Annotated in this window: 10 protein-coding genes and 1 pseudogene; 3 read left to right on the top strand and 8 right to left on the bottom strand. The window is 73.3% G+C overall.

Annotation, left to right across the window (positions count from 1 at the left end):
- Positions 1-40: 40 nt before the first annotated feature.
- Entirely contained in the window at positions 41-544 is a 504-nt protein-coding gene (locus ACFYSH_RS29660) for a hypothetical protein (RefSeq protein ID WP_388756459.1), read from the top strand.
- Positions 545-565: 21 nt separating this feature from the next.
- On the opposite strand, the gene ACFYSH_RS29655 is transcribed toward ACFYSH_RS29660, so the two are convergent.
- From ACFYSH_RS29655 to ACFYSH_RS29620, 8 genes and pseudogenes are all read right to left on the bottom strand, one after another.
- Positions 566-5,305 (bottom strand): hypothetical protein, encoded by a 4,740-nt coding sequence (locus ACFYSH_RS29655; RefSeq protein ID WP_388756457.1) that lies wholly within the window; start codon positions 5,303-5,305, stop codon positions 566-568.
- Positions 5,306-5,365: 60 nt separating this feature from the next.
- Positions 5,366-6,277: a hypothetical protein gene (locus tag ACFYSH_RS29650; protein ID WP_359476395.1), complete on the bottom strand. Its 912-nt coding sequence runs from the start codon at positions 6,275-6,277 to the stop codon at positions 5,366-5,368.
- A gap of 67 nt (positions 6,278-6,344) precedes the next feature.
- Positions 6,345-7,871, bottom strand: a complete 1,527-nt coding sequence (locus ACFYSH_RS29645; protein ID WP_359476392.1) for a hypothetical protein — start codon at positions 7,869-7,871, stop codon at positions 6,345-6,347.
- A gap of 57 nt (positions 7,872-7,928) precedes the next feature.
- On the bottom strand, positions 7,929-11,540 hold the full coding sequence (locus tag ACFYSH_RS29640; protein WP_388756452.1) for a hydantoinase B/oxoprolinase family protein: 3,612 nt from the start codon (positions 11,538-11,540) through the stop codon (positions 7,929-7,931).
- Positions 11,541-11,599: 59 nt separating this feature from the next.
- Positions 11,600-12,075, bottom strand: a pseudogene (locus tag ACFYSH_RS29635) (glycosyltransferase family 1 protein); the annotation flags it as partial.
- The gene (locus ACFYSH_RS29630; RefSeq protein WP_388756449.1) at positions 12,059-13,189 is read right to left on the bottom strand and encodes a glycosyltransferase family 4 protein; all 1,131 of its coding nucleotides are present in this window, start codon (positions 13,187-13,189) and stop codon (positions 12,059-12,061) included. The pseudogene ACFYSH_RS29635 and the gene ACFYSH_RS29630, both read right to left, overlap by 17 nt.
- 133 nt (positions 13,190-13,322) lie before the next feature.
- Positions 13,323-14,741: a HEAT repeat domain-containing protein gene (locus ACFYSH_RS29625; RefSeq protein WP_359476384.1), complete on the bottom strand. Its 1,419-nt coding sequence runs from the start codon at positions 14,739-14,741 to the stop codon at positions 13,323-13,325.
- 242 nt (positions 14,742-14,983) lie between these two features.
- A complete protein-coding gene (locus ACFYSH_RS29620) occupies positions 14,984-15,376 on the bottom strand; it encodes an ankyrin repeat domain-containing protein (RefSeq protein ID WP_359476381.1) in 393 nt (130 codons plus the stop codon).
- 322 nt (positions 15,377-15,698) lie between these two features.
- Here ACFYSH_RS29620 and ACFYSH_RS29615 point away from each other — a divergent pair, with 322 nt between their 5' ends.
- Both ACFYSH_RS29615 and ACFYSH_RS29610 read left to right on the top strand, forming a co-directional pair.
- Complete coding sequence (locus tag ACFYSH_RS29615) at positions 15,699-15,893, top strand: hypothetical protein (RefSeq protein WP_033304229.1); 195 nt, start codon at positions 15,699-15,701, stop codon at positions 15,891-15,893.
- 37 nt (positions 15,894-15,930) lie between these two features.
- Positions 15,931-17,532 (top strand): ATP-binding protein, encoded by a 1,602-nt coding sequence (locus tag ACFYSH_RS29610; RefSeq protein ID WP_388756445.1) that lies wholly within the window; start codon positions 15,931-15,933, stop codon positions 17,530-17,532.
- The last annotated feature ends 8 nt before the right edge of the window (positions 17,533-17,540 follow it).

The raw sequence follows: 17,540 nt of genomic DNA, 5'->3' as shown, positions 1-17,540 counted from the left end.
GCCACCCTTGAGTCGGACAGTGGTGGGGAGTTGAAGGTCCTTGGACACGGATGAGCGCCGGAGTAAGGCGACACCGTCGGCGGCGGGTACGTCTGTGGTCGGTACGTCTGTGGTTGACGCGTCTGCGGTCGACGCGTCTGCGGTCGGGGCTCGGATCCCACGGCAGCTGTGGGTGGAGGAACCGGCGATACGGCGGAGGATGCCGGATCCTGTGCGGGCGGCCGCCGTTCGCGCCGTCCTCATCATGTCGCTGACCGTCATTCAGGCCATGGTGGCCTTCCTGTGCACGCTCGCGGAGTCCTGGCTCGCCTTCCCGATGGTGCTGAGCGGTGTCGCGGGCACGGTGGTGGCGACCTGGTCGGTGCTGGACGTCTGGGTGACCCGGCAGGTGTGGAACCAGCGCAACGGCGTGGTGTCCGTCCCCAGCAGCACGGCGCGCCGCATGCGCCGGGAGCGCCGGGCGGCCAGGCGCGCCGCCCGGGCCCAGGTCCGCAGGGAGGCCCGGATACGGCGCCGGGGCGAAGGCCGGCTCTCCCGGGCCTGACCGCCTGCGCCCCTGCTCTCCCTAACGCTGTTCCGAGGCCTGGGCCGCCTCCGCGTGCGTATCCGTCGTCTCCGTACGCATCGCGGGGACCGCCGCCCTGCCCGCGCCGCCGGAGGCGTCGCCGGTCCGCTTGAACATGCGGGTCGCGGTGATCTCCCCGTGGACGGTCCCGCCCTCGGGGTCCTGCTTGGGCAGCCCCGGCCTGAGGTGTTCCTCGACGCTGATGTACTTCAGCCCCGCCCGCAGGTCCGCGTCGTTGCGGAGGCGGATGACGAGCGGGAACTCGGCGAGCGCCGTGGTGTCGAACAGCCCTGTCGTGTAGAGGAGCTGGACTCCCAGAGCGTCGGAGACGGCGCGCTGCAGCTCCAGCAGGTAGGTGGCGTTGGCGCGTCCGATGGGGTTGTCGAGGAAGAGCGTGCCGGCGTGCCGGTGCCGGTCGCGTCCCCTGTCGTTGCTGCGCAGGGCTGCCATCGTGCAGTACAGCGCGATCGCGGCGGTGAGCAGCTGGCCGCCGGAGAAGACGTCGCCCATCTGTCCGACCGGGACGCGCTCGGCGCGGAGCACCGCGTCCGGCTTGAGGATCTCCACGGCGATGCCCTTGGGCTGGAGTGCCGCCTGTACCCCGCGCAGCAGGAGGGACATGCCGTCCCTGCGCAGGTCGGAGTTCTTCCTGAGGGCCGCGTGCGTGGCCTCGTCGATGACCTCTCCGAGCCTTTCGGTGAGCGTGGTTTGGTCGGGTTCCTCGAAGCGGATGCGGAGGAATTCCTGGCCTGACCACTCCCCCAGACCCTCGGGCAGCTGCGAGAGCCGTTGGGCGGAGCGGAGCGTGGTGAGGGCTGACTCGACGAGCCCGCGGAGCCGGTCGACGATGGAGTCACGGTTGCGCTCCAGCTGGGCCAGCTCGTCGGTGAGTACACGCAGTCTGGGGGCGAAGGCCGCCGCCCATTTCTCGGCGTGGTCGGGGAGGGCCGCTGCCGGGAGCTCCCGGATCTGCTGCCGGGCCGGCGTGCGGACCTGTTCGTAGCGGGTGGAGTTGGCGTGCCGTACGAGGACGTCGCTCGCCTCCCGCACGGAGCTCTCCGCAGCCGACAGGTCGGTGACGCAGCCACGCAGTGAGCGACGGGCCTCGGCCGCGGACTGCCGCGCTTCGTCCAGGGTGCCCGGGTACGGGTCGGGGGCCTCGGTCTCGTCCTCCGCGCCGTGGTCCCTGAGCAGGTCGCGCAGGAGCGCGGCGGTCTCGTCGAAGCCGCTCGCCGAGTCCTCGGCGGTGCGGTGGGCGCGCAGCAGTTCGGCGTGAGCGGATCGCGCGGTGTCCAGCGCGGCGGTGGCGGAGGCCAGTTCGGCCGTGGCCGTACGCAGGAGGGTCTGCGCCTGGTCGGCGTCGGCCGGGACCAGGTCGGCGGGGAGCTCGGTGTGGTGCGACGCCTCGTCGGCGGGGGCGAGCCGTTCGGCTTCGCCGCGCAGCCGTCCGAGCTGCTCGCTGGCCGTGGACGCCCGGGTCTCCAGGAGTTGCACGTGGGACTCGGCGCGGGCCGCGGCCGCCTGCCGTGAGGGCCCGTCGGCTCCGTCGGTGCCCTCGAGGAGCTGGGAGGCACGGGTGCGGACCTTGTTGGTGAGGCGGTCGAGTTCGGCCAGGGCGGCGCTCTCGTCACTCTCGGCGCGCGCCTGCTCGGCGCGCAGGTCGGCTCCGACGCCCACCTTCTCGTACAGCTGGGAGGCCGCCCGGTACGCCTCGCGCAGGGCGGGCAGCGACGTACGCGCGGTGGAGGGGTCGGGCTCCGGAAGCGTCTCCGGGGCGCCCGCGATCTCGGCTCGCTCGGCACGCAGGGCACGGGCGGTGCGGTGGGCATCGTCCGCGGCGCGCTGGGCAGCCCTGCGGTCCTCGTCGGCGGCGCGTGCCCGCTCCAGACAGGCCGTGGCGCGCGCCTCGGATTCGGCTGCCTCGTCGGTCAGTTCGCGCAGCCGCGCCTGCCAGCCCGCCCGGTCACGCAGACGGTGGGCGAGACCGGCGAGTGCGTCGGCGGCGCGGCGGGCGCGCTGGGCAGCCTCCTGCCGGTCGTCGCGGACGCGCGCGGCGTCGGCGGCGGCCTCGTCGGCCTCCGCGCGGACTGTACGCGCCTCGGCGAGTGCGGCTTCGGCGGTTACCGCGGAGGCGCGGGCGGTGCGGGCGGCTTCACCGAGCTCGGCGAGCATCCCGGGCGGGCAGTCGGCGCGCCAGGAACCGATGCGCGCGGCGAGGGAGCGGTCGGCGGTGAGCCGCGCCGCGAGCGTCCTGATGTCCTCGTCACGTGCCGTGGCCCGTGCCCTGAGGGCCTGACGCTCCTCGTCTGCTGCCTGCTCGTCGTGCATCGCGGGGTTGGGCGGGACGAGGAACACGTCGCCCTCACCTGCCCCGCCGGGAGCCGGTACGGGGGCGAGGAGGGCCGCTGTGGTGCCGACGGCCACGGCCGACCGGGGGAGCAGGGCGGCGGCGGCCAGGACGTCGCGGGCACGGGTGTGCGCGTCCGGGTCGGTGATGACCACACCGTCGACGAGCTCGGGTCGTGCGGCCAGGACCGCCGCGTGGTCGGCGGGGTCGACGGCCTGGGCGAGGTAGCGCCAGCCGGGCAGGGCGGGGATGCCGTGTTCACCGAGGAATTCGACGGTGGCGAGGACATCGGGTCCTGGGGGCAGCAGCCCACCGTCCCCGAGGGCGCCGAGGATGCGGGAGTCGTCGGCGGCGGCGGTGCGCAGGTCGAAGAGCCTGCGCTCGGCTGCGGCGATGCCCTGGTCGAGGAGCTCCCTCAGCTCGTCTGCGCTTTTGTCGAACTCCTCGGCCGTGAGGGGCTGCGCGCTCTCGGACGCCGGTTCCCGCACCCTGTCGGCGGGGTCGTCCGTGCCGTCGGCGCCGCCGCGGGGGATGCCCGCTCCGGCCGCTGCCGGCAGGCCCAGCAGGTCGGTGAGGCGGTGCTCGGCGGCGATCGACTCGGCGGCCCTGTGCTCGGCTTCGTACGACTGCTCGGCGGCCTGTGCACCGTCGGCGGCGCGGGCCGCGGCGAGCTCCGTACGGCTTTCCACCGCCGCGGCTTCCCGGGCGTGGTCGGCGGTGGACCTGGCTGCCTCCCGTGCGCTGTCCCATGCGGCGACCGCGGCCTTCTCCGCGTCGTTCGCGGCGAGGGCCGCGCGGGCCGGGTCGGCGTCCGGCGCGGTGTCGTCGAGCCAGCCGGCCCGTACGGCCTCGGCGGTCTCCTGCTCGACCTCGGCGAGGCGCTGGCGCAGATGGCCGGCCTCGCTGCGCGCGCGCTGGGCCTCGGTGGCGGCGGTGGTGGCGTCCCGGTGCGCCGTTTCCCCGGTGATCTGGAGGGTCGCGGAGCGCTCCTCCTCCTCGTCGGCCACCCGCTCCCCCGCCTCGGCGGCGGTGTGCAGGGCGCGTACGAGGTCGGCGGCGGCCGTGGCGCGTGCGGCCAGGGCGGGGGCCGCGTCGCGCTCCGCCTCCCGGATGGCGACGGCGACGCGGGCCGAGCGGTCGGCGGCGGCGCGGTGGCGCAGGACGGCTTCGGCGGCCTGCCAGGCGGCGTGCAGGGTGCGTGCCTCGCCCAGCTCGCGGCGCTGGGCCGCAGCGCTCTTCTCGGCGGCGGTGAGTGCCAGGGAGGCGTGCCGGTAGGCCAGTTCGGCGGCGACCAGGTCCCGGTGGCCGCGGGTGGCTTCGGCCTCGGTGACGGTGTGGGCGGCGGCCGTGACCCGCTGGGCGAGCTCCGCGGTGCGGCCGCGCTCCTCGGCGGCGCGGCCCGAGAGCCTGCGTGCGAGGGTGCGGGTGCGCCGCTCGGCCCCGGCGTGGACGTCGCGGCTGCGGGCCCTGGTGGCGGTGGCGTCGACGATCCGGCCCAGCAGGTCGACGGAACCGGCGGTGAAGTCGCGTTCGGCGGTGAGTTCGGCGCGGCGGCCGAGCTTGTTGCCGAAGCCGCTGACGAGGTCGGCGAGGCCGTCCGTGTCACGGGTGTCGGTGACGGCCCGCAGCAGCAGGTCGGTGAAGTCGGAGTCCTTCTTGACGGCGAAGAGGCCGGCGGCCTCGCCCTCGTCGGCGTTCATCTCCCGCTGGTAGCGGAAGAGTTCCGGGTCGAGCCCGACATCGCCGAGGTGTTCGTTCCAGCGGTCGTGGATCTCTTCCCAGTGCACATCGAGGTGCGGGTAGAACTTGCCGGCGTCGGTGAGGGCGTCGCGGAAACCCTTCATGGTGCGGCGCCTGCCGCGCGCGCCCGAGACGCCTTCGACGGGGCGGCCCACCGAGGTGGCCTCGGCGACGGGGAGGCTGTCGAGGCTGAGGCCGGGACCGGGGCGGAAGGAGTACCAGGCCTCGGCGAACTTGCGCGGGTCGTTGGAGACCTGGCGGCCACGCCACTCGCTGACCTTGCCGACGACGACGCACTCACCGGTGAGGGTGTGCTGCCACTCCAGGGCGACGTGTCCGCAGTCGTCGGCGAGGAGGAACTTGCGCAGGACGCCGGAGCTGGCGCCACCCAGCGTGTTGCGGTGTCCCGGCAGCATCACGGAGAAGATCAGCTTCAGCAGGACGGACTTGCCGCCGCCGTTCTCCAGGAACAGCACACCGGCGGGCGCCGGGCGGCGCGGGGGGCCGACGGGCTCGTCCTCGAAGAACTCCGCCTGGGCCGGCGCCGGCCTGGGCACCGGCTCGCCGACTCCGCGCAGGTCGAGCACCGTGTCGGCGTAGCGCGCACCGGCGGGTCCGATGGAGTAGAGGCGGACCCGGGACAACTCGTACATGGCGGCGGACTCTCGTCGTTCAGGCGGCGGGGCAACTGGTGCGGCGGCGTGGGTGGGCGGTCAGGAGTGGAAGGGGAGCCCCGCGTCGGCGGCGAGCTCCAGGCTTTCGGGATCGGGCGGGGGCAGCAGGGTGGCCGAGCCGTCGGTGACCGGGACGACGCCGAGTTCCAGCAGCTCGGCCATGGCGGCACTGCCCGCCATGTCGCGTACCTGGAGCTGGTAGCGGGCCGTGGTGCGGTAGGCACCGCCTGCGTCGTCCCCGGTGCGCTGGAGGAAACCCGAGTCGGTGAGGAAGGCGACGGCCTTGCCGATGATGCCGGTGGTCGAGCCGGCCAGCCGGCGGGCGTCCTTGGTGGCTCCGGTGGCGCTGCGGCGGGCGTAGATACGCCACCCGGATTCCAGGCCGGGCGCGTCGGTGGCCGGATCGGTGTTGTCGCCCTGTTCTTCGGCGCGCTCCTCCAGGCGTCGGCAGGCCTGGCGGACGAAGGCGTCGACACCGTTGACCGTGATGCGGCCGATGTAGGAGTCGTCGGCCAGGTCCTCGGGCCGGGGGAAGGCCATGGCGGCCACGGCGAGGTGGGCGAGGCCGTGCAGGAAGCGGTCGGCGGAGTCGGAGGACGCGCGCCGGGCGTAGTCACCCATGCGTACGGCGAAGACCGAGTCCTCGCCGGCGGCCACGGCCATCCCGGCGCGGGTGGAGACCTCCAGGACGATGAGCCCCAGGCCGGTGGCGACGGCGTCGGCGAGCCGGGCGAAGACCGAGTCCTCGCGGTACCGGCGGAGCAGCTCGGTGTACTCGGCGTCGCGGGCGGGCATCAGCTTCGGCTGCAGACCGAACGAGACCAGCCGGGCGGCGTCGGCCGCGTCGGCGGGGGTGACAGCGGCGGGAGCGGCCTGCCGTGCGGCGTCGGCCGCCTGCGTGAGGGGCTGATCGCCCCACGCGTCGCTGTGCTCGGCGTGCTGCTCGCTCAACTCGGTGACTCCTCGGTACGGGTGCCGCTCCCGCGCGGCAGTGGGTGGGTGGTCGGACCGGGTGCGCTCACGAGGCGTCCTTGCGGGCCGCGGCCATTCCTGCCGCGTCCAGCAGGGCCATGCCCACTATCAGGTCGGCTCCGCCGAACTCGTGGTCCTCGAGCGGGGTGCCGTCGTCGACGGCGAACAGCAGCCGGCGTTCGCCCTGGCGGTAGGCCGTGCCGACCGGGGGGCTCGCCGCGTGGACGGCGAGCAGGGCCACCAGGTAGGGAAGCTCGGGGTCGCGCAGCCTGGCTTCGGCCAGGAGCCCGGAGAGCCGGCGGGGGGCGTCGTGCTCCAGGTCGAGCAGCTCCATGGCGTGTCCGAGCTGCTCCTCGCTGAACCGGCTGTCGTCCGGGGTGGCGATGAGGTCGGGCTCGGGCATTTCGGCGCCCAGGTGCTCGCGCTCCACCGGGGGCATGAGCAGCAGGTCGACGAGGTCGCCGACCCGGACGGAGGTGGGCGTGCGCAGCCCGGTGCCGTGCGCGAAGAACGCGTCGGTGGCCCGGGTGGCCTGCTCGACGGGGAGCGGCAGCAGCGGGACGACGAGCTGGCCGTACAGGTCGAGGCCGGTCTGCGCGGTGGGCGTGGCGAATGCCTGTCGGTCCTGCTCGGCCCGGAAGAGCGGCCCCGCCTCCAGCAGTCTGGACTGGAGTTGGGTGTGACGGCGGATGCAGTCCTTGACGATGTCGACCAGCTCGGCGGCGCGGCGCTTGTGCTCGGGCTCCTCCGCCTCGTCCCTGGCCTTGCGGATGTTGGTGAGGATCGCGTTCTCGTGGCGGTAGCGGTCGGCGACGTGGTCCAACGCCTCGGTGATCATGTCGGGTACGGCGTTGAGCCAGTCGACGGCACGGACGTTGCGCCGGGTCGCCTCCAGCGTCCTGCGGAGGGTCTCGGCGTACTGCACGGTGCGGTAGCGGGCCTGCTCGGCGGCGAGCTGGGCGTCGGCGAGACGGCCCCTGCTGATGAGGACTTCCAGCTTCACCTCGGCGGCGATCTGGGCGCTGGTGACGTCCGTGTCCAGGGCGCCGACCAGGACGTTGACCGCCTCGTCGGTGGCGCGGAGGTAGACGGTGCCTCCGTGGCCGGGGACTTCCTCGATGAGCTTGAAGTCGTAATCCCTGCGGACGTATACGCCGTCGGGCCCGAAGGTGCCGTACACCGCTCGGAAGCCGCGGTCCACGCTGCCGACGTTGATCAGGTTCTCCAGGACCCAGCGCGCGACCCGTTCGTGCTCGGTGACGGGCCGGCGCGGTGCCTGGGCGGCGACGCGCGGGAGGAGTCTGGCCACTATCTGGTCGTGGTCGGCGCCCGTGTCGAAGTCCATGTTGAGCGTGACCAGATCGATCGCCGCGAGGGCCACTTCCGCCATCGCGTAGACCGTGTACTCGCCGGCCAGATTGGCCTTGCGCACGTCGAGGTCGTGCAGGGGGGCGGTGCAGGCGAGCGCGCGCAGCCGACGTGAGAGCCCCTCATCGGCGGCCGGGCCCTGGGCGGGCCTCGGTCCCGCGCTGAGCTGGGGCGCAGCTGTCTGGGTGTCGGCAGGCGAAGTCACGCTGCACAGATTAGGTCCTCGCACCGACAACGGTCGAAACGGCGCAGAAGCGACCGGTCACGGGCGTCCGTAACCGCCTCCGCCGGGGGTGCGCAGCACTAGGACGTCGCCGGTGTCCAGCGCGGCGGTGTCGCAGCCTTCGAGCGGGGTCACGGACGAGCCGGGCGCCCGTTCGACGTACTGCTCACCGAGGGCTCCCGGCCCCCCTCCCGCCATGCCGTAGGGCGGCACCCGGCGGTGTCCTGACAGGAGGGCCACGGTGACGGGTTCGAGGAAGCGGAGCCTGCGCTCCACCCCGCGGCCGCCGTGCCACCGGCCCGGGCCCCCGCTGTCCTCGCGTACGCCGAAGCTCTCCAGCAGCACCGGATAACGCCACTCGAGGATTTCGGGGTCCGTGAGCCGGGAGTTGGTCATGTGGGTCTGCACGGCGTCGGCCCCGTCGAAGCCGTCGCCGGCGCCGGAACCGCTCGCGACGGTCTCGTAGTACTGGACGCGCTCGTTGCCGAAGGTGAGGTTGTTCATGGTGCCCGATCCCTCGGCCTGGACGCCCAGGGCCGCGTAGAGGGCGCCGGTGACGGCCTGGGAGGTCTCGACGTTGCCGGCCACGGTCGCAGCCGGGTGGACGGGGGCCAGCATCGATCCTTCCGGGACGCGGATGTCCAAGGGCTTCAGGCAGCCGCTGTTGAGCGGGATGTCGTCCTCCACGAGGGTCCGGAACACATAGAGGACGGCGGCCTTGACCACGGACGTGGGGGCGTTGAAGTTGCCGGTCTGCTGCGGCGAGGTGCCCGCGAAGTCGAGGACGGCCCGGCGGGCGTCGCGGTCCACGGTCACACTCACGTGGATGACGGCGCCGTTGTCGGTCTCGTAACGGCAGGAGCCGTCGCGTAGTCCGGCCACGATCCGGCGTACGGACTCCTCGGCGTTGTCCTGGACGTGGCCCATGTACGCCTGCACGACGTCCTGCCCGAACTGGCGTGTCATGCGCCGCAGTTCCGTGATGCCCTTCTCGTTGGCCGCGATCTGGGCGCGCAGGTCGGCGAGGTTGGTGGCCGGGTCGCGCGAAGGATGGACGGCCGTGGTGAGCAGTTCCCTGGTTTCCGCCTCGCGAAGGGTCCCGTCGCGCACCAGCAGCCAGTTGTCGAACAGGACGCCCTCCTCGTCGACCGTACGGCTGAAGGCGGGCATGGAGCCCGGGGTGATGCCGCCGATCTCCGCGTGATGGCCGCGCGAGGCGACCAGGAAGCGCAGCCGGCTCTCCTGCCCGTCGGCCGGCTCGTCGAACACGGGCGTCACGACGGTCACGTCCGGCAGGTGGGTGCCGCCGTGGTACGGATCGTTGACGGCGTACACGTCACCGGGCCGCAGGGTGCCCTGGTTACGCCGCAGCACCTCTTTGATGGACTCCCCCATCGAACCCAGATGGACCGGGATGTGCGGGGCGTTGGCCACCAGGTTGCCGTCCGCGTCGAACAGCGCGCACGAGAAGTCCAGCCTCTCCTTGATGTTGACGGAGTGCGCCGTGTTCCGCAGTCGTACGCCCATCTGTTCGGCGATCGACATGAAGAGGTTGTTGAACACTTCGAGCATGACCGGGTCGACCCGGGTACCGACGGCGGTCCGCTCGGGTCGCGGCTCGGCCCGGCGCAGCTCGAGGTGTCCGGCCGGCCCGGCCGTCGCCTGCCAGCCGGGGTCGACGACGGTGGTGGCGTCGTCCTCGGTGACGACGGCCGGGCCGGTCACGGCGTCCTCGGCGCGCAGTGTCGCGCGGCGGTACAGTCCGGCGTCCCGCCATCCGCCCCCGGCGAACATCGTCACGGTTCCGAGGGGGCGGAGCGGCCCTTCCCCCGCGCCCGCACCCACGCGCGGAGGAGTGTGCGGTCCGGCCGTTCCGGTGGACTCCACGGAGACGGTCTCGACCACCAGCGGCTTGTCCATGGTGAATCCGTACCGTGCCCGGTGGGTCTCGGTGAACTCGCCGGCCATGGCGGCGACGGCGCCGTGGGCGACGGGCAGGGCGGCATCCGTGCCGGCGTAACGCAGGAGGACCCGCGCACGGGTGCCGATGGCGGCGTCCGGGACCCCGTCGGCACGGAGTTCGGTGCGGGTGCGTTCCGCGAGGTTCTCGCAGATGCCGCGCACCCGGCCCCCGGTCTCCTCGTCCAGCGCGGCTTCGACGGACTGTTCGCGCATCGCGGTGGCGTCGGCGAGACCGATCCCGTACGCGGACAGGACACCGGCGAGCGGTGGGACGAGGACGGTGTCGATACCCAGGGCGTCCGCGACCGCGCAGACGTGCTGCCCTCCGGCGCCGCCGAAGCCGGTGAGGGCATAGCGGGTGATGTCGTGGCCGCGTTGGACGGAGATCCTCTTGACGGCGTTCGCCATGTTCAGAACGGCGATCTCCAGGAAGCCCGCGGCCACCTCGGCGGCCGTACGCGTGTTCCCGGTGGCGCGGGAGACCTTTTCGGCCAGCGCGTCGAAGCGCTCCTCCACGAGGCCGGCGTCCAGCGGCTGGTCGCCCTCGGGGCCGAAGACGGCGGGGAAGTGTTCCGGGCGGACGCGGCCGAGCATCACATTGGCGTCGGTGACGGTGAGCGGCCCACCCCGGCGGTAGCAGGCGGGTCCGGGGTCGGCTCCGGCCGAGTCTGGGCCGACCCGGTAGCGCCGTCCGTCGAAGTGCAGGACGGACCCGCCGCCCGCGGCGACGGTGTGGATGCTCATCATGGGAGCGCTCATCCGCACCCCGGCCACCTGGGTCCCGAGCTCGCGTTCGAACTCACCCGCGTAGTGGGAGACATCGGTGGAGGTCCCGCCCATGTCGAGGCCGATGACCCGGTGGTGACCCGCCTGTGCCGACGTACGCGCCATGCCGACGACACCGCCGGCCGGGCCGGAGAGCACGGCGTCCTTTCCCCGGAAGTGCGCGGCCTCGCGCAGCCCCCCGTTCGACTGCATGAACATGAGCCGGATCCCGGGGAGTTGGGCCGCCACCTCGTCGACGTAACGGCGCAGGATCGGCGAGAGGTAGGCGTCGACGACGGTGGTGTCCCCGCGTGGTACCAGCTTGATCAGCGGGCTGACCTCGTGCGAACAGCTGACCTGGGTGAAGCCCGCGGCCCTGGCTTCCTCCACGACGGCTCTCTCGTGGTCCGGGTGTCGGTAGCCGTGCATGAGCACGACGGCGGCGCTGCGGAACCCGTCCTCCGCAGCCTCCTGGAGCCGCCCGGCCACGGCGTCGCGGTCGAGGGCCTTCACGGTGTCCCCGCGGGCGTCGACGCGCTCCGGGACCTCGACGACCCGTTCGTACACGGCCTCGGGGAGGAGGATGCGCCGGTCGAAGAGGCGCGGCCGGTTCTGGTACGCGATGCGCAGGGCGTCCCGGAAGCCTTCGGTGATGACCAGGACGGTCGGCTCGCCCCGCCGCTCGAGGAGGGCGTTGGTGGCGACGGTCGTGCCCATCTTCACGCCCGCGACCCGGTCGGCGGGGACCGGGTCGCGGGGGCCGAGACCGAGCAGCAGCCGGATACCCGCGACGGCCGCGTCGCGGTAGCGGTCCGGATCGTGCGACAGCAGTTTGCGGGAAACGAGCCGGCCGCCGGGGTCACGTCCCACCACGTCCGTGAAGGTGCCGCCGCGGTCGATCCAGAACTCCCAGCGTCCGGTCATCCCTCCATTCTGGCGCGCGGGACGGACCACCGCAGATACGGCGTACGGGCTGCCGGCCGCCCCGGTGCGAGGCAGAGGTCGGCGCTCGCCTGGGGGCGGGCCAGGTGCGCGCGGTCGCGTACGTGGCCCAGGAACTCGGCCGACAGCCGCTGGGCCCGGGCCCTGCGCTCCAGGTCCGCACGGAGTGGGCCGTCCTTCGCCACCACCAGGGCCGCCCGCACACCGTGGTGGCGCGGTGCCGCCAATGCGTCCACCGCCCGGCCAGGCCGCTTCTCCACGGAGAGCCGTGAGCCGAGCGGCAGCAGGACGTCCGCGCCACGCAGGTGGCGGGCGCGGAGCGCCGTACTGCGCAGTCCCGGCCGGAAGCGCCGCAGGTCCCCCCGAGCGGGGCGCGCGCCACGTTGCGTACGCCGATCCGTGCGAACTCGCGCTCCGCCCATTCGGTGGTGCACACGATCCGCGCGTAGGCGTGTGCACTGCGCGCGTTGGCCGGACGATCCTGAGTCCGCCGGGCCGGTTCACGCGGCCACCGCCGTCCGGCCGCGCAGGACCTCGTCGTAGTGGCCCAGCAGCTGGTCCCCGACGGCTTCCCAGGTGCGGCCCTCGACCGCGGCCCGCGCGGTCCTGCCGAAGGCGTCGGCGCGCGCCGGGTCCGCGACGAGTGCGGCGACCGCCTCGCGTACCGCCCCCGCCTCGTGGGGCGGTACCAGCAGCCCGGTGCTCCCGTGGGCGACGAGGTCGAGCGGCCCGCCGGCCGCCGGGGCGACGACCGGGACTCCGGAGGCCATGGCCTCCTGGACGGTCTGGCAGAAGGTCTCGTACGGCCCGGTGTGCACGAAGACGTCCAGGGAGGCGAAGAAGCGGGCGAGCTCCTTCCCCGTACGGCGCCCGAGGAAGAGCGCGCCGGGCAGTGCCGAGCGCAGCGACGCCTCGCTCGGTCCGTCGCCGACGACCACGACGCGCACTCCCGGCAGCGAGCAGGCGCCGGCGAGGAGTTCGACGTGCTTCTCCGGGGCGAGCCGTCCCGCGTATCCGATGAGCTTCTCGCCGGCGGGGGCGAGGGCGCGGCGCAGTGCCTCGTCGCGCAGACCAGGGCGGAACCGCACGGTGTCGACTCCGCGCGGCCAGAGTTTCACCCGGGGCACGCCGTGGTCGGTGAGGTCCCGGAGTGCGGCGGAGGAGGGGGCGAGGGTGAGGTCGGCGGCGCTGTGCACGGCGCGCATCCGGCGCCAGGCGGTGCTCTCGCCGGTGCCCAGGTAGGTGCGGGCGTAGCCAGCCAGGTCGGTCTGGTAGACGGCCACGGCGGGCAGCCCCAGCCGGGCGGCGACCGCCATGCCCCGCACGCCGAGGACGAACGGGCCGGCCAGGTGGACGAGTTCGGCGCGGTGTCCGGTGAGCGCGGCGGCCAGCCGCCGACCGGGAAGGGCCACGCGGACCTGCGGGTATCCGGGCAGGGGCAGCGAGGGGACGCGCACCACGGGGCAGGGATCGCCGGAGGGCGCGGAGTGGGCGGTGGCCGTCGCCCCGGCGGGGGCGATCACCAGCGGCTGGTGGCCGCGGGCGGCGAGGTGCCGGGCGGTCTGCAGGGTGCAGTGGGCCACACCGTTGACGTCGGGCGGGAAGGATTCGGTGACGATGACGACACGCATACGGGTGTTGTCACCGCGCCGGGCGTGCCCTTGCCGACTTGGATCTTTCCGTCCGGGAAACATCCTATGAGCGTGTGCGCCGCGCGCCCCCGGCGCGCGGCCTCCGGGCTCCGTGTGCCGGCGGGGCCCTGGCTCAGACGGCGGGCGCGTCCGGCCCGATCCTGCTGCGTACGGCGGTCTGGACCTCGGCCTCCTCGGCCGGGTCGGCGGCGAGCCGCCTCAGCCGTTCGGCGACCCTGACGTCCCCGGTCTCCGCGTGGTGCGCGGCCAGCTCCCGGGTGGTCTCCTCGCAGTCCCAGAGGCATTCGACGGCGAACCCGCTCGCGAAGGACGGATCCGTGACGGCCAGTGCTCGGGCGGCCCGTCCGCGCAGGTGCGAGGAGGAGGTCTCCCGGTACACATGGCGCAGTACGGGTGCGGCGCAGGCGATGCCCAGGCGCCCCGTTCCGTCGACGAGGGTCCACAGGAGCGGGGCGTCGGGGCCCTCGCCCCTGACCGTCTCGCGCAGTGCGGCGAGTACGAGCGGGGCGTCCTGGGCGGCGCCGCGGCAGGCCAGGACCCCGGCCGCCGAGGCTCCGAGGGCGTCGGGCCGGTGGGCCCAGCGCCGGGCCCGGTCGACCGCCGCGTCTCCGCACATGCGCTCGAAGGCAGCCACGGCCGCGTCTGCGACGGTGCGGGACGGACCGACGACGGCCTCCTCGACGATGTCGAGCACGGCGGGGTCCTGGGCCTCTGCCAGATAGTGCAGGGCTGCGCAGCGTGCGCCGTCGGAGCCGTTGCGGGCGGCCTCGACGATCAGGGGCCGGTCCTCGGTCCCGGCGACGGCGGAGAGGCAGCGGGCCGCGGGGATGTGGAGCGCGCTGCCGCGTTCCAGCCCTTCCTGGGCCCAGTCGAAGACGGCCTGGACGCTCCAGCCGGGGCGCGGTCCGCCGGGCCGCATCTGCCGCTGCCACCGGTCGAAGGAACCCTGCTCCGTCGCCGCCCTGATCCGGGCGCCGACCGTGGCACGCGGGTCGTCGGCCCAGAGCCGCCAGGGACGGGGCTCGAAGGCGTCCCGCACAGTGGCGGCGAGCTCGGCCAAGCCCTCCGCCGTGGCGGGGAAACGGGCGAGCACCGGCTCGGCGAGGGAGCGCAGCCCGGCGTCGTCGTCGCGCAGGGCCAGCTCGTCGAGCGCCCAGGCCCAGTTGGCCCCTGTCGCGGCGTACCGGCGCAGGAGTACGAGGGCGTCGTCGCGGCCGTAGGAGGCCAGGTGCCCGAGGACGGCGAGCGCGAGACCCGTGCGTGATTCGCCGGTGTCGAGGTGGTCCTCGGGATCAAAGAGGTGCCGCTCGATCTCCTCGGTACCACCGTCGAGGTCGAGGTAGAGGCGGGCGTAGTAGAGGGAGCGGTTCTCGACCTGCCAGTCGTGCCGCGGATCGCTCAGGACGCAGTGGCTGAGGGCCGCGAGGGCCTCGGTGCGCGGAGCGGCGAGAGCGTGGAGCGTGCCGTCGCCGCGGCCCCTCTGCAGCAGGCCGAGCAGTGTGCCGCTCGGCGCTATGAACGGATCGAACATGGGGAAAGCCTCACATCAAGCTGTCGACGCAACCGGGACTGTGCTGTTCCATGTGCCGGGGTGACATCCCCTAGGCCGCGCAGCAACATGATCGGCCGACCGCCGTCTTCTGCCTGGTGCTCATCTTCCTCTGCCTCTCGTCGGTGGCCCGAAACGGACCCGCGACGTCATGATGACCCAGCCATTTCGCCGACGCGACCACATTTACGACGCACCGGCCGGCCGGCGGACCGGAGCGCGTCTCAGCGCGCACCGAAGAGTTCCAGCAGGTCGCCCTTGCCGAACATGCGTGCGGTGTCCACCGCGGAGGGTGTTCCGGCGGAAGGATCGGCCCCTGCGGCGAGCAGTGCGTCGATCACTTCGCGCTCGCCCTTGAAGACCGCTCCGGCCAACGGGGTCTGCCCCCGGTCGTTGGCCCGGTCCGCGTCGGCACCACGGGCCGCGAGCGCACTGACGGCCGGGGCGTGCCCGTGATAGGCGGCGAGCATGAGCAGGGAGTCGCCCCGGTCGTTGGTGAGGTTCACGGGAACACCCGCGTCGACATAGGCGGCGAGCGCCTCGCTGTCGCCGCGGCGCGCCAGGTCGAAGACCTTGGTCGCCAGTCCGACCACCTCGGGATCGGGGGTTTCGCTCATCGGACGGACCGCCTTCCATGGCCGTTTCGGCCGTTACCGGCCTGGTGAGGGGTACGGCGGGGGCCGTACGAGTGAATCGACAGGGTACTGCTCCGGGCAGTCGTCAGCCTGCCCGGAGCAGCGGAGGGTCACGGTGCCGGGCGTCACTTTCCGGCTGGGACAAGGCCCGTGCGACTCCCGGAACCCCCTGGTGCCCACTTTTCGCCCACCGGTCGAGTGAAATGAATCGGTATTCACTCGGTTGCACCTTTTATCGTATAGGTACATCTTGTGATCCTGGAAGTACTCATGGTGACTGTCCCCTCAACCAGGAGAACCGCTCATGATCCTCTCCATCTCGGGCGTGGTACTGCTCGGCATCATCGTCTTCCTGTTCTTCAAGAAGGACGGGCTCAAGGCCTCCCACGCCCTCATCTGCGCACTGTTCGGCTTCTACCTGGCCGGTACGGCCATCGCCCCGAGCATCACGGCCGGCGGGGCGAGCCTCGCCGGCATGCTGGGCGGGATCAAGTTCTGACGCTCCGAAACCGCTCCCACCACTTCAGGAGACCGACGTGGCCCGGCGACCACTCCCCCGCATTCTGAGCAGCGGCAGTGCTTCGATCACCCGCAGTCGCGAGATCGCGCGCACGGCCGCCGACAACGCCACCGACGTCCTGCACCCGCTGATCACGGTCACCCGTGGTCTGCGGCTGCTGGCGGGAGCAGGAGGGCGGAAATGGTCCGCGACGCCCAGGGACCGGCGCGGACACGTGCTGTTCCTGGGCGCCGCCTGTGCACTGGCGGTGGCGCTCATCCCCTACGGACCCCTCCTGGCCCTGATCTCGGTGATGGGCGCCGCCGCATGGCGGGGACACGACCGCACCCCCGCGAAGACCCGCCCCGGCGAGGCGGAGACGGAACGGCTCCGGGCGCTCTACGAGGCGCTGGTGCCGCACTTCTCCGTGCCAGACGACCCCGGTCCGCTGTTCTCCCACGGCGGCGACTGGGAGAAGGCCTTCGGCACGTCGTACGAGTTCGACGGCAACGGGCGCCTCACCCGGCTCCAGGTGAGCTATCCGGCGTACTTCACCGACGGCGATCCCCTGTCCCGCGCCCGGGTCGAACAAGTGCTCCACGCCAAGTCGGGCCGGGGCCGCGAATACCACTTCGTCTGGGACGAGGAAGGCAACCGCCTTCACATGAGCGTGCTCGCCGCGCTCCCCACCACCATCGCCGCCCAGCGCTTCGTCACCGCCCCCGGGGAGACCGTGCTGGGCTTCACCGATGCCGACGCGGTCCGGCGCACCGTCCCCGTACGGGACGGCGAGGTGACGCGGGACGCCCCCCCGGTGATCTGGCGGACCGGCGCCCGGTCGACGGAGCCCCATCTGCTGATCGTCGGGCACCCCGGCGGCGGCACCACGACCCTGATGCGCTCCCTCGCCCTGCAGGCGCTCCAGCACGGCGGTGACGTCCTCGTCGTGGAGGGCGGCGGCACCGGCGAGTACGGTTTCCTGACCGGCCAAGACGGCGTACTGGCGGTGGAGTCCGGTCTGGCCGGGGCCCTCGCGACACTCGAGTGGGCCGCGCACGAGACCGAGCGGCGGCTCATCGCCGCCAACCGGGCCCGTCAGGCCGGGCACCCCGAACCCGAGGACATCAAGCGCCCGCTCTGGATCCTGCTGGACCGCCCGAGCGCCCTGGGCCACCTGGCGGCCGCCGACCGCAGACAGGATCCTCAGGAGCTCCTCCAGGTGCCGCTGCGGCACGGCCGCGCCGCCGCGGTGACGGTGGTCGTCGCGGACGCCTTCGACAGCCTGGACGCCCTCACCGAGACCGTACGGACCCACACCAGGGCACGCGCCGTCCTCGGGCCGGCGGACCGCGAACAGGTCGCGGCGGTCCTGGGCACCCCGCCGCACACCACGCCCACCCCCGACGTCCCGCCGGGGCGCGGCTACACCCGGCTGGGCAACGGACCCGTCCTGCGGCTCCAGGTGCCCGCCACCCCGGACCCGTACGACGGGGCCACGAGCGAGGCGCACCGCCGGGCGGTGCTCGACCTGCTGCCCGGCGGGACGACGGCAGTGGAACAGGCCGCGCCTGAAACCGCCGGGCCCGTGTCCACGCACAAGGACCATCCGATCGGGACACCGGCCGTCGCGGAGGGATGAGCCGCTCG

This window comes from Streptomyces sp. NPDC005791 (assembly GCF_042871485.1).
In the GTDB taxonomy this organism is placed as follows: Bacteria; Actinomycetota; Actinomycetes; order Streptomycetales; family Streptomycetaceae; genus Streptomyces.
Note: the sequence above shows the minus strand (reverse complement) of the source record. Positions and strands in the feature narration are given on the sequence as shown.